The organism is Providencia rettgeri, assembly GCF_041075285.1.
Classification (GTDB): domain Bacteria; phylum Pseudomonadota; class Gammaproteobacteria; order Enterobacterales; family Enterobacteriaceae; genus Providencia; species Providencia rettgeri_G.
Genome location: NZ_CP163512.1, coordinates 3,178,109 through 3,192,022, shown reverse-complemented (window position 1 = coordinate 3,192,022; position 13,914 = coordinate 3,178,109). Strand labels below are relative to the sequence as shown.

The window sequence follows — 13,914 nt, the reverse complement described above, 5'->3', positions numbered from 1 at the left end:
TTGCCATGAAACTTAAGTTCGCTTGGCACGGCTTTGAACACGCTTTTAGCCGCGAAACGCAAATGGCTGTCCGTAGCCCTGTTTTTCACTGGTTAAGTTGGTTGTTCCCGCTGATGTTGTTTACGTTAGTTAGCGCTAACTTTTCAGAGGGAACCTTGATGGATCTGCCTGTTTCGGTGGTGGATGACAATCATAGTCCAGTGTCTCGGCAAATTATTCGTGACTTAAATGCGGGTCCTCATGCAGATGTCAAAACGGTGGATGATAACCTCAACACTTCATTGAAAAGATTAGGAAGTTCAAAAGATTATGCGCTTTTGTATATTCCTCATAATTTTGAAGAGGATGTCCTGCGTGGTCGTCAGCCTGAGTTGCGGATGTATTATAATGCGTTATTTTATGCATCTGGAAGCTATGCTATTCAGGACTTTAGCGGGCTGGTGGCAGAACTGAATGGGAAATACCGCCAAGAAATGGCGACATCGATGGGAAAAGCCTTGCCGCCTTTAGCGCAAGTAACCCTTTCCTATGACAGCTTATTTAATCCAAGTGGCAGCTATATTTATTATCAACAGTTTGCTGCGACTATTCATATGCTCCAACTGTTTGTGGTGACAGCGACAATCTACACGATGTCTCGTGGTACAACGTTGCAGAGTGTTAAACCTTTTGCGACAGCGTTGTTAGGCAAAATGGCACCTTATACCTTATTTTTCAGTACATTATTAGCGGTTGAACTCGCTGCACTGGTCACAATTTTTGATGCTAAAGTGATCGGGAACCCGGTGTATATGATTGTGGTGGGGTTCTTTTATGTGATAGCGGCACAAAGTATTGGGTTGTTGCTATTTAGTTTTACCTCCAGTGCCATCATGGCTTATAGCTTAATTGGGATGCTAGTGAGTATTGCATTAGCTTTCTCGGGGATGGCGGTGCCTGAATTAGCGATGATTTTACCTGCGCGGATTATTTCCAATATTGAACCGCTAACCCATACGCTTAATGCGATGTTCGATATTTTCTTACGGGAAATTTCATTTGGGCGGATAGTCGAGGTCTGCTTATTTTTACTCATTTACCCTGTTGTTACCGCTTTCTTAGTGCGTAAGCGCTTAGTGAAACGATTAGAAACCCAAGGAGGCGCTGCATAATGACTGTGTATTTTGCGACCTTCCGCAAGGTGTTGCTTGGGATGTTGGAAAAGCCCATGTGGCTGCTCCTTTTGGTGTCACTATGTGTGATGAGCTTGGTATATGCGAGGCCGGTATTATGGGACTTGCCCGTCGCTGTGATTGACATGGATCATAGTACCGCGAGCCGCGAGCTGATCCGTGATTTAGATGCGACTCCTAAAGTACAGTTACACAGTTACGATAATCTTGCCCAAGCTCGGCAAGATATGATTGCACGAAAGCTATTTGCGATCATCATCGTCCCAACGGATTTCCAGCAGCATTTATTAAGTGGTAAAAATATTACCGTACCTGTATATGGGGACGCGACAAACCGCTTGGCGAGTGGGCAAATTCAGCAGGAACTCTCTAAGGCATACCAGACATTGCTCAATGCTTATAACACTCAGTTATTAACTAAAGCGGGTTATAGTCCAGAGCAAGCTAAGGTGATCATTACCCCTGTTCGCAGTGAAACGGAACCCTTGTATAACCCCGGGATCAGTTTTGCGGCAATTGTTTTTCCTGGCTTATTAGTGATGTTATTACAGCACTCCTTGTTGATTGCTTGTGTGCGAGTCAGTATTGCCGTTCGTTCTACGCCTAAAGGAAAACCACCGTTAGCGGTTTATTTAGGGGCTCTATCAGCCTTGCTTCCGATTTGGTTATTTTTATCTACCGTATTTTTCGCACTTTGGCCGTGGGTATTAGGCTATCGACAAGAAGCACCACTGTATGTGATTTGGTTGTTTACTTTTCCATTCCTATTAGCGGTTCTTGGCCTAGGTAAGTTGGTGACAGAATGTTTGCGCAGTGTGGAGATGATTTACTTAACACTGGCATTTATTACTACCCCTGTGTTTTATATGTCAGGCACGATTTGGCCGTTGCAAGCTATGCCAGATTGGGTGCGAATGATTGCCTCTGCACTGCCCTCCACGTGGGCAACAAATGCCATGGCGAGTCTTAACCAAATGGGCTTACCATTTAGCGATGTTCTGATGGATATCGTGATGATGCTGACGTTAGGCGTGATCTATACCGTTATTGGTGTGCTTATTGGCATGCTGCGTGATGGGGAATTACGCCATCTAACGCATATATTTAACCGCTGGCGCAGGCATCGGCATTAATCGTGACTTTTGAGTAGAAAATCTGTTGCTAAGTCAGGAACACAGGTTTTTGCCACCATTTTTTGCTTCTTGGCTTCGGCTTTTCAAGTCATCAGTTAGTATTGAGTAAATAATCGATAGGCATCATTTGGGGAGTCATATGGCGGTAATGTACTGCAACCTATAATGGTGGTTTTATCTTTTTCACAGCAGCGAAAGCATATACGGAATTGTTGTAAAATTTTAGCCCGAAACTGAGGAGACCCCCAATGTTTGTGGTTTGTCCCTTTAAATTGTGGGCTATCTGCGCAAATCAGTTCGACGTCAATATCATGGAGCACCGAACCAAATTGGGGGGTACAGTTTGGGAGATTAACGCGAAAAATACCGTGCTTATCACTGTAATTTTAGTGAAGTAAAGACATAACGCGAAGCTTAAAACCATCAGAAAAGCTGTGATTACCTTGTTTCCCACGCTGTGCATGAGCCAGTACTGAAATAGCTAACTTCCGATATCGGTTAATAAGCCTTTGTACCTGACGATCGGTCAAATGAGCTGAAATGCAGCATCACGCCGCCGTAATCGTTTCTCACAAACTGCCTGAATAACATTAATCCGATTTAATTCTTTATCTGACATAGTCACCAACATTTTGAATGTCCTTATCGCGGCAAAAGGTTTACTCCTTTATGCCGCAAAAAGTGACATTTCTAAATGGCTAAAAAGTGACATTACTAAATTGGAGCTACATTCTGAGGGCAACTAGTCACTTTTATGTTAAACGAGCTAATTAGTAGGTAAAAACCGGCCATACATCTACGTTAACGTTCATCGAAGCGATTTTAAGATACGACTAACTGAATATCTATGCTGAAAATTTAGAGCCGTTTCTATGTCGTATTGATTCGTCTTTTACATCATTCAGATTGACGAAGAAATTGGCCTGAAATCGGTGAAAGAAGGGGAGGAAACAGGTTGCTTTGAATGGCAAACTCACCATTATTTAACACCATGGGGCTTGTGAGGATATAACCGTTTCGCCAGAATCTCACTGTTGTTTTTCTTAATTTAGGTTATAATTTAAATATAACCTAAATTTAAAGTGTGCATCATGAATCAGAATGAACAAAACGAAACCATCCAACATTGCTTTGCTGATTTTGACGATAACAAATGTGTTGTCTGGAAAGACCTACAACTAAAACACAAATCTGAAAATGCTAAAGCCCTCTGTTATCTTCCATCAACTAAAGTTGTCCCTGTTATTTTTTTACCTGGCATTATGGGATCTAACTTACGAAGCAAAAAAGATAAAAAATCAATCTGGCGTATCCGAAAGAGTACGGGAGGTATGGCTTGGGATGCACTTGGTTGGCTTTTCACTTCAGGTAATAAACGAAAAAAATTACTCGACCCAGCAGAAACAGAAACAGACACAACTCAAGACGTCGATAAAAATGACAATGAGTCCACGTACTTTGCTAATTCAAGACAAAAACGAGGGTGGGGAAGTGCCTTGGCGTTTTCGTATGCTGAGCCTCTCGATATGTTACAAAAAGAATTATTAGTCTGGGAGGACTATTATAACCAAGCGAAAAAAGACGGTACTGCCTCAGCGGGTTTAGCGAAGGAACATTTCAGCCAAAAATCTATCTTTCGTTTTATCTTAGAAAAAGAACTCACTCCCAAAGATGAAAAACCTCTTTCTATTAATGAAACAACGAATTACCGAAATCTATTACTTCCGCTTCATGTCTTTGGTTATAACTGGCTACAAGACAATGCTCAGTCGGCTCAAGACCTTGCAAAATACATCGACGACGTTTTAAGAATGTATAACACCAATGAAAACTGTGGTGTTGGACATGGGATGGCGTTTGAAAAAGGGCATGAAAAAGTCATTCTGGTAACTCACTCCATGGGCGGATTGGTATCACGTTACGCATCAGAATTATTAGATACCCCCTACAAAGACAAAATCCTCGGAATTGTCCATGGCGTGATGCCAGATTTAGGCTCTCCGACAGCCTACAAAATGATGAAGATTGGGGAGCATTCGATGCCGATGGGGTTAGTGCTGGGTATGAGTGCAACGCGTCTCATGTCGGTATTAGCGCAATCTCCAGCACCTCTGCAACTCTTACCTTCTCCGAAATATAATCATGGGAAACCGTGGTTACGTATTGAAAAAGGCAGTTCGGATGGCGTGACGGATTTGTTACTGCCTCAAACGGGGGATCCATTTGAAGACATTTATCTTCAAGATGATGTGTGGTGGCGAATGTATGAGGCTGATGTTTTGGACGGAAAATCGGAATTAATTGATTCTAACTTGAAAAAATATAAAAAAATAATAAGGGACACTGTTAAGCCGTTTATTCAAGATATGGACAATAAGTATCATGCGAATACCTATCAATTTTATGGGGCGTATTTTGATGAAAATGATCCGAAAGACTCGCGCCGCTCAGATGAAACGGTGACATGGAAATTACGCGATAAAACCTCGTGGTTATGGGTGTCTGATGACAGCCGTTCTACTGATATTTATGGTGATAAGCGTGAATATACGTTACTCAAATCCAGTGATAAGTGGAAAAGTACACCCTCAATGGATTATGAGGGGGGACCCGGTGATGGCACCGTGCCTAGATATTCCATCAATTTAGATAGAAAAGACCTGTTTAAAGAAATTTTAGAAATGAATGTCGACCATCAGAATGCTTATCAGTTTGCGCCATTGAAAGGGGATACGGAATTTGATACATACGAAAAAACAGGAGATGTCTCCCCCGCCATTAAATTTACCTTGCGTTCCCTGTGTCGTATCTTGCAAACGGATGAGGTGAAACCTTGATGAAAAAGGGATTGATTGGTTTTATTTATTTTGTCTTGGTTGGTGCTTTGGCTGCGTGCTCAGTGCCCAATAAAACGTATTCACGTTCACTTAATGTAAAGGATTCTGCTGTGATTAATACTCTCTTTGATGATGCCCCGATGTACTGTTTAGGGCGATATACCTTTAATTATCCGAAAGCCTTAACACAAGAACTTTCTTCCATTGTCAAAATTGATGAAATGACGATTGAAAGTCAGTTTATTTACCCCCCTTCGTTTAAACAACGCATTGAGTTGCGCGAAGATGAACTAAAAAAAGCTACTGTAAGGCGTGATTCTAATGCACCATTTTTGAAAGAGACTATTCGATTAGATAATGGGGTTATTTTTGATCATAATATCAATAATGTTAAACCTGATTCATCAAGAGAGTTGGAAGCACATGTTTATATCGACCATGTTGCTTTTATTATTAAGACCGAGATAGATGATATATCTAGCTCTAAGTATGAAAAAGAGCAATTAGATTATAAAAAACATAATTGGCTTATCAATGATAAGCCTGAAAAACTAGCAGTGATGCAATCACTAATTTCGCGTTTACATGGTCGCCCAAAGAATGAAATTCCAACCGAAAAAGGGGTCTGCATTCCTTATGGTTTTATTCAGGATGACGGGAAACCGCATCAAGAAGAAATTTCCATGGTGTTTGAAAATCCGCAATTTTATTGGGCGGTCGACATGGATAACACGATAGAAAGTGAAAAGGAAAGTATGCTTGATAGGGCTGATGAAATTAAATCTGTTCTTTCTCAATATGACGGTAAAACGTTACGAAAAGGAAAAACGCAATTTAATAATGTGTCAGGAGAGGAATGGCTCACGTTAGGTCGAGATCCTCGTTATGACAATCAATCCGATAAGTTTTATTATTTCCAATATTACGCAAATGAAAAGAATATCGGTTATCTACACCCTTCCGTTAGCATACTAATGCATTCATCAAGTAAGGTTGTTCATTATACGGATGAACAGATGGTTGATATTTGGGATAGGGTTTTGCAATCCTTTAAAATCCGCCCTAACGCATACTAACGCTTATAGCGCAATAATATATCCATTATTGCGCTTATTTAATATAAGGGTGCTTAAGCGTAATGTGACTGTGATTCTTTTTCGTTTGCGTTATATTGATCTGCTTTTATCAAAAAAATGGACGGTGAATATCATGCGAATACTTACCAATTTTACGGAGCGTATTTTGATGAAAATGATCCGACAGACTCTCGCCGCTCAGATGAAACAGTGACGTGGAAATTACGTGATAAAACCTCGTGGTTATGGGTGTCGGATGACAGCCGATCTACTGAGATGTATGGCGATAAGCGCGAATATACGTTACTCAAATCCAGCGATAAGTGGAGGGATACTCACTCAAGGGATTATGAGGGCGGTGGCGGTGATGGCACAGTGCCTCAATACTCTATTAATTTACAAGCAAAAGGTCGGTTTAAAGAAATTTTAAAAATGAATGTTGACCATCAGAATGCCTATCAGTTCGCACCACTGAAAGGCGATGCGGAGTTTGAGACGTACAAAAAAACGAAAGATGTGTCACCCGCCATTAAATTTACCTTGCGTTCCCTGTGTCGTATCTTGCAAGCAGATGAGGTGAAACCCTGATGAAAAAAGGATTGATTGGCTTTTTCGGTTTTGTCTTGATGGGCGCTTTAGTAGCTTGCTCAGTGCCCAATAAAACGTATTCACGTCCACTTAATGAAAAGGATGCTGCTGTGATTAATAACCTGTTTGATGACGCGCCGACCTATTGTTTAGGTCGTTATACCTTCAATTATCCGAAAGCCTTAACACAAGAACTTTCTTCCATTGTCAAAATTGATGAAATGACGATTGAAAGTCAGTTTATTTATCCCCCTTCGTTTAAGCAGCGCATTGAGTTGCGCGAAGATGAATTAAAAAAACAACGCGTGAGTGATGAGTCAGATGGGCCGTTTTTGAAAGAGATAATTAGAATAAATAATGGTGTTATCTTTGACAGAAATGAAAGTTATGCTTATCCAGATGCCGCTAGAGAATTAGAAGCTCATATATATATTGATAGTGTGGCTTTTATCATCACTTCAAAATATACAGATATTACTAAAGATAAATATAAAAATAGACAAGAAAGATACAAGAAAAATAATAGATTATTTACAGATAGAACACCAAAATTAGCAACAATGCAATCGTTGATTTCTCGTTTGCACGGTCGCTCGAAAAATGAAATTCCAACCGATAAAGGGATCTGTATTCCTTATGGTTTTATTCAGGATGACGGGAAACCGCATCAAGAAGAAATTTCCATGGTGTTTGAAAATCCGCAATTCTATTGGGCGGTCGACATGGATAATACGATAGAAAGTGAAAAGGAAAGTATGCTTGATAGGGCTGATGAAATTAAATCTGTTCTTTCTCAATATGACGGTAAAACGTTACGAAAAGGAAAAACGCAATTTAATAATGTGTCAGGAGAGGAGTGGCTCACGTTAGGTCGAGATCCTCGTTATGACAATCAATCCGATAAGTTTTATTATTTCCAATATTATGCGAATGAAAAGAATATTGGTTATCTACACCCTTCCGTTAGCATACTGATGCATTCATCAAGTAAGGTTGTTCATTATACGGATGAACAGATGGTTGATATTTGGGATAGGGTTTTGCAATCCTTTAAAATCCGCCCTAACGCATACTAACGCTTATAGCGCAATAATATATCCATTATTGCGCTGATTTAACATAAAGGGGCTTATGGGAATCTAATAAATCAGACATATTAAGCGGAAATTTAAGCTAAATTACGTTATCTTGTTTACCTTAAGGAAAACTCTAAAGGAACTGCGTTATGTCAGAAAAAGACACCCCTGAAGCAGGAGAATGTCTACACGTTTCGTATCACTTACCTCAATGGGATGAAAAAGGAAAATGTAGTTGGGTTGATATACAGCTTCAACATAAATCCCTCAATGCAGAAGCTAAATGTATCGTTCCACCAACTAAGGTGATACCGATTATTTTTATTCCGGGGATCATGGGAACAAATCTTAAAAGTGATGTTGGCGAATCATCGTGGAATGCGGAATGGTTTATGGGGGCTGATAGTCTAAAGTTTGTTCCTAAAGATGGCGCTGAACGTCGAAGAACATTAGATCCGGATACGACAACAGTTGAAAATAGATATAAAAGCACTAGTTACATTACTCATTCTGTTTTCTCTGATGATGGAAATTTATTTCCAACTCGATACAAACGGCAGTGGGGACAAGCGCTGAGTTTGAGCTATGGGGAATTTTTAGAAGTATTCCAATATGCGTTGTTAGATGATTGGCAAACGGATATTTATAATTTTGTTCCCGAAGTTAAGGCTACAAGTACAAAAATTAAAGGTGTGTTAAATGATTTAGTGGGTGATAAACTCGGAGATACTCATGACTCTCCGCTAACCGCTCCTGAGCTAACGCACTTTAAACGCTTTCTCTTTCCTGTGCATGTCTTCGGTTATAATTGGTTAAAGGATAATGCTATATCCGCTGAAGAACTGACTCTATACATTGATAATGTTTTAGATATGTACAAATATGATCATGGGTATGGTTTAGCTATCGAAAAAGTCATTTTAGTCACCCATTCTATGGGAGGCCTAGTTGCTCGTTATGCCATGAATCCGCCGAAAGAAGTAACTTTCAACGGTTGCCAAGATAAGGTGTTAGGGGTGGTGCATGGTGTTATTCCTGATTTGGGATCTCCGGCGGCTTATCGTCGCATGAAGACGGGGGCTGGCAAAGAAGGGACTCCAGGTAAAGTATTAGGAGCAACTGCTGAAAAATTAATGCCTGTGTTAGCCAGAGCTCCTGCCGCACTACAACTTCTACCTTACCCCAGTTATAAATCACCATGGCTCACTATCGAAGGCGAAGGCAGCTACCCCAAAACAAAAGATCCTAAAACAGGAAAGTTAGATCCCTTCACTGATATTTACTTGCGTAACGATGTCTGGTGGAAATTATATCAATCCAACATCATTGATTCTGAACAGGTTAAAATTGATAGTAATTGGAAGTCTTATGCTAGATTTATAAACATAAATGTTAGAAATTTTATGGAGCATCAAGAACAAGGGTTATATCACCCGAATACCTATGTATTCTATGGGACAGAAGAAAAAACAGATGGTTTTTTAGCATGGAATACACTCAATGATAATAGACAAACTGTTACGCTTTATTATGCAGGAAAGGAATATACTCGCAAAGTTCCCTATGTCGACCCCAATAGAGAAATGCCTCATAACCAAAAAAAAGTGCTCCTTTCTGATGGTCAGTATTGCGATTTTATTTTAACACAATCAGATACTGCTGGGGATGGAACAGTTCCCATTGAATCATTGGAATTCATAAAACGTAATCCTCTAATTAAAAGTGTCCTTGCGACAAATGTTGATCACCAGAATGCATATGCATTAAATAGTGTGAGGTATTCAGAGTTCAGTGATGCCATTAAATTTACGTTAAGGTCGATAATTAAGATCGTACAAGAGGTTGATGCTCGTGCGGCTGACTAAACTACAAAAAATTGTAGGGTTGCTTATTGCGATAATTATTATGGCATTTTTTTGGTTAACTCGTGAAATTTTGCCATCACCGTTAACAGACAAGGAAAAGGTTGTAATGGAAACATTGTTTGAAAAAGTCAAACCTCAATGTATTGGACGTTATGTAATGGATGTCCCTGAATCATTTAATAATAAGCTAAGAAATAAAATATTTATTGGTGACTTTAAAATTGAAAGTCAATTTATCTATCCTCCTGCATTTAAGCAACGAATAGAGTTACGTGAGAAAGCCTTAAGAGATAGAACAACGAGCGAAGAAAACGCTCCAGTGCTTAAAGAGATTATTCAATTACCGAACGGCAAAGGTGTTATTTTTGACAGGAATAATTCAGGGCAGGATGATTCAAGTCGTACACTTGAGGCTCATGTATATACAGAGCATATCGCGTTTATTATTACTGTAGATATATTGGATTTATCAAATCCGAAACACATATATAGAAAAGAATCGTATAAAAAAGCAGGTTTTTCTGAAGTTGATATGAATGAAAAGCCAGCTAAGTTAGCTGCAATGCAATCATTGATTTCACGACTGAGTGGACGATTAGATCATGAGATCCCAATTGAAAAAGGCGTTTGTATCCCTAATGGGTTTATAGTTGATGATGATAGTAAGCCTACAGAAAGATTATATTTTTTATATGAAAATGATGATTTTAGTTTATCGGTAAATATGGAAGACCATGTTACGGCTGTTGATGATACGTTATTGAATCGCTCATCAGAAATAAAAAAATCAATGGTATTAAATAATATGCACACGTTTAAAAAAGGTGAAATAAAACCTAATGGCGTTCCGGTTCAAGAATGGCTAATGGCGGGGCAACAAGATGTTTATAATGAAAAAGAAAATAAAGTGGAGTCAGGTTTTCCCTACTATTATTTTCTGTTAAAGGCAAATCAAGGTACATCCTCGTTTGATAAACCATTTTTAAGTCTGACATTGTTTAATGATAACAAAAAAACAACGTACAGTGATGCTGAAATGGTTGAAATTTGGGATAGAATTGTTGGTTCGCTGCGTTATAAACCAAATGCGTTTTAATTCACGCTAGAGCGATAATTTTGTGGTTATCGCTCTGATTTAACATAATGGGTCTTATGGCAAATTAATAAATCGGACACATCAAGCAGAAACTTAAGCGAAATTATGCTATCCTGTTTTTTTTAATGATTAGTCAAAAGGATTAGCGCCATGTCAGAGAAAACTCCCCCAGATATTGGCGAATGCCAGCACGTTTCCTATCACCTACCGCAGTGGGATGAGAATGGAAAGTGTCAGTGGATTGATATTCAATTACAACACAGATCCCTTAATGCCGAAGCAAAATGTATCGTTCCGCCAACCAAAGTTATTCCTGTCATTTTTATTCCTGGGATTATGGGAACAAATTTAAAAAAAGGTAAGAGTCAAGGATATGAGTCAGTTTGGAGGGGAGATCATTTACCAAGTGTTTTGTTTAAATGGGCAGGAATGTCTGGAAAAACTCGAAGTGAATTACTGAACCCAGAAACTACATATGTTGATGATCGTGGTGATATAGACAATACAATTCATACTCCATTTTCGGATGATGGATGTTTATTTCCTTCTCGAAGAGAACGTGGTTGGGGAGAAGCTCTCGGATTCAGTTATAGCCAGTTTTTAAGTATTTTTCAGGGAGCATTATTGGATGATTGGCAATGTGATGCTGTTGGTGTTAAGCAAATTCGAGGTTATTCATTTAAAGCTCGAGGGATACTAAATGAACTCGTAGGTAAACGTTTTAATACGGAAGAAGCTGAAAATGAATCTGTATTGACTTCAGATGAACTGACTCATTTTAAGCGTTTTTTATATCCAGTTCATGTATTTGGTTATAATTGGTTGCAGGACAATGCAATTTCAGCTGCTAGCCTAGCCAAATATATTGACGAGATACTTAATCTTTATAGGTATAAACATGGTTATGGATTAGCCACAGAAAAAGTCATTCTAGTAACACACTCTATGGGGGGGCTAGTAGCTAGGTACGCAATGAATCCAGCTGAAGGTTCATTTAATGGATGCCAAGATAAAGTATTAGGTGTCATACATGGAGTTATTCCTGATCTAGGTTCGCCAGCTGCCTATCGACGAATGAAGACGGGAGCAGGTCAAGAAGGGGTCGCTGGAAGTGTTTTAGGGGCTACAGCTAAAGAGTTAATGCCTGTATTGGCAAGAGCACCTGCAGCACTGCAATTATTACCTTATCCTAAATATAAATCACCATGGTTAATGATTGATGGTGACGGAAATTATCCTAAAGTAGATAGCTCTGACCCTTTTACGGACATTTATTTAAGAAATGATGTTTGGTGGAAATTGTATCAATCCAATATTATTCATTCCGATAAAATAAAAATAGATGAGAACTGGAATAAATACTCTATCTTAATGAAAAATAAAGTTAAAACATTTATTCTCCATCAAGAAAAAGGAAATTATCATCCTAATACTTATGTTTTTTATGGAAAAACAATTAATACTGATGGTTATTTAGAATGGAGTAAAACTACTCTAGGACGCTTAATTACTTCGACTAGAACTGATAGTTTACCACAAGATAGGTATCGAATTATTCAAGACAACGTAATGAACGAATATAAACTAAACTCATCAAATTCACCTGGGGATGGTACTGTGCCTGTAGAGTCATTATTATCTATTCGATATGCGGCCAAAAGTGTATTAGCAACAAATGTTGAGCACCAAAGCGCATATGGAGTAGAGAATATTTTTACAGCCAATTTATTAACTCCTGCCGTAAAATTTACTCTAAGATCTATCATCAAAGTAGTACATAAGGAAGTTGCTCGTGAAGCCGCAGATTAGTGCCCTCATAGGCCTATGTGGGGCTTTGTTTTGTGGATTAGCTAGTTATTTTATCATTACTTCTAATGAAACTTCGCGTCAAGTATTAACGGAAAAGGAAAAGATCGTGGTAGATGCATTATTTGAACAAACTAAGCCGCAATGTATTGGACGTTATATCATTGATGTTCCTGCCAACTGGGAAAATAGTTCACGTGATAGTGTGTTTATTGATGATTTTCATATTGAAAGTAGATTTATTTACCCTCCAGCTTTTAAACAACGTATTGATTTACGCGAAAAAGAATTAAGAGAGTGGAAGCAAAGTGTAGAAAATTCACCTGCACTTAAAGAAGTGATTCTATTATCGGATAACAAAGGTGTTATTTTTGATAGAAATCAATCCGGCTCTAATGACGCTTATAGAACATTGGAAGCACATGTATATCTCAATAATATAGCATTTATAATTACAACTGATATTTTAGATTTATCCGCTGATAAATATGCCGATGAAAAAAAATCGTATATGGAAGTATCGGGATTTAGCGAAGCTGATACGAATAATCGATTTTTAAAAATAGCTGAGATGCAATCTCTAATTTCTCGGCTAAATGGGCGATTAGATAATAATATTCCAGAAGGAAAAGGCTTGTGTATTCCTAATGGATTTATTCTCGATAATGGAAAAAAACATTCAGAAAAAGTTGGGTTTGCTTATGATACTTCAGATTTTATTATTGGATTACAATCAGATAATACTATAGTTGGTTCAGATGACACACTGTTTAATCGAAGTGGTGCAATAGATGAGTCACTTAATTATACTTATTTTAAATCTATTCAGAAACAAAAATTATCGCCGAATGGTATTCCAGCAGAAACATGGTTATTTGGTGGTGAACAAAATTATGATGGCGTAAAAATGAAAGTATATAAATTTGATTTTTATGCGAACGAAGCTACATCGACATATCAGAAGCCATGGTTAAATATTGTATTAAATAGTGAATATCGACAGACTAGTTACAATGAAGCTCAAATGGTCGAAATTTGGGATCGAATTGTCGGTTCGCTACGTTATAAACCGAATGCGTTTTAATTAATGCTAGAGCGATAATTTTGTTGTTATCGCTCAGATTTAAAATAAAGGTGCTTAAGCGTAATGCGACTGTAGCACCAATATTATAATGTCACTTTTTAGCCATTTAGAAATGTCACTTTTTGCGGCATAAAGGAGAAAACCTTTTGCCGCGACAATGACATTCAAAATGTTGGTGACT

The 13,914-nt window shown here is 38.5% G+C and carries 10 protein-coding genes and 1 pseudogene; 10 read left to right on the top strand and 1 reads right to left on the bottom strand.

The window, feature by feature from the left end:
• Positions 1–5: 5 nt before the first annotated feature.
• Positions 6–1,151 carry an ABC transporter permease gene (locus AB6N04_RS14545; RefSeq protein WP_369309005.1) on the top strand — a complete coding sequence of 382 codons (1,146 nt, stop codon included), beginning with the start codon at positions 6–8 and terminating at the stop codon, positions 1,149–1,151.
• On the top strand, positions 1,151–2,305 hold the full coding sequence (locus AB6N04_RS14540; RefSeq protein ID WP_369309004.1) for an ABC transporter permease: 1,155 nt from the start codon (positions 1,151–1,153) through the stop codon (positions 2,303–2,305). The genes AB6N04_RS14545 and AB6N04_RS14540 overlap by 1 nt, the downstream gene beginning before the upstream one ends.
• 389 nt (positions 2,306–2,694) lie before the next feature.
• On the opposite strand, the pseudogene AB6N04_RS14535 reads toward AB6N04_RS14540, so the two are convergent.
• Positions 2,695–2,936, bottom strand: a pseudogene (locus AB6N04_RS14535) (ISNCY family transposase); the annotation flags it as partial.
• A gap of 460 nt (positions 2,937–3,396) precedes the next feature.
• Between AB6N04_RS14535 and AB6N04_RS14530 the strand changes: the two are divergent.
• From AB6N04_RS14530 to AB6N04_RS14495, 8 genes are all read left to right on the top strand, one after another.
• Positions 3,397–5,142 carry a lipase family alpha/beta hydrolase gene (locus AB6N04_RS14530; RefSeq protein ID WP_369309003.1) on the top strand — a complete coding sequence of 582 codons (1,746 nt, stop codon included), beginning with the start codon at positions 3,397–3,399 and terminating at the stop codon, positions 5,140–5,142.
• Positions 5,142–6,218, top strand: a complete 1,077-nt coding sequence (locus tag AB6N04_RS14525) for a T6SS immunity protein Tli4 family protein (RefSeq protein ID WP_369309002.1) — start codon at positions 5,142–5,144, stop codon at positions 6,216–6,218. Before AB6N04_RS14530 ends, AB6N04_RS14525 begins: the two co-directional genes overlap by 1 nt.
• 117 nt (positions 6,219–6,335) lie before the next feature.
• On the top strand, positions 6,336–6,806 hold the full coding sequence (locus tag AB6N04_RS14520; protein ID WP_369309001.1) for a hypothetical protein: 471 nt from the start codon (positions 6,336–6,338) through the stop codon (positions 6,804–6,806).
• Complete coding sequence (locus AB6N04_RS14515) at positions 6,806–7,882, top strand: T6SS immunity protein Tli4 family protein (protein ID WP_369309000.1); 1,077 nt, start codon at positions 6,806–6,808, stop codon at positions 7,880–7,882. The genes AB6N04_RS14520 and AB6N04_RS14515 overlap by 1 nt, the downstream gene beginning before the upstream one ends.
• A 149-nt stretch (positions 7,883–8,031) precedes the next feature.
• Positions 8,032–9,747: an esterase/lipase family protein gene (locus tag AB6N04_RS14510; RefSeq protein WP_369308999.1), complete on the top strand. Its 1,716-nt coding sequence runs from the start codon at positions 8,032–8,034 to the stop codon at positions 9,745–9,747.
• Positions 9,728–10,843, top strand: a complete 1,116-nt coding sequence (locus AB6N04_RS14505) for a T6SS immunity protein Tli4 family protein (protein ID WP_369308998.1) — start codon at positions 9,728–9,730, stop codon at positions 10,841–10,843. The genes AB6N04_RS14510 and AB6N04_RS14505 overlap by 20 nt, the downstream gene beginning before the upstream one ends.
• A gap of 150 nt (positions 10,844–10,993) precedes the next feature.
• The gene (locus tag AB6N04_RS14500) at positions 10,994–12,652 is read left to right on the top strand and encodes an esterase/lipase family protein (RefSeq protein ID WP_369308997.1); all 1,659 of its coding nucleotides are present in this window, start codon (positions 10,994–10,996) and stop codon (positions 12,650–12,652) included.
• Positions 12,636–13,733: a T6SS immunity protein Tli4 family protein gene (locus AB6N04_RS14495; protein WP_369308996.1), complete on the top strand. Its 1,098-nt coding sequence runs from the start codon at positions 12,636–12,638 to the stop codon at positions 13,731–13,733. Before AB6N04_RS14500 ends, AB6N04_RS14495 begins: the two co-directional genes overlap by 17 nt.
• Positions 13,734–13,914: the final 181 nt, after the last annotated feature.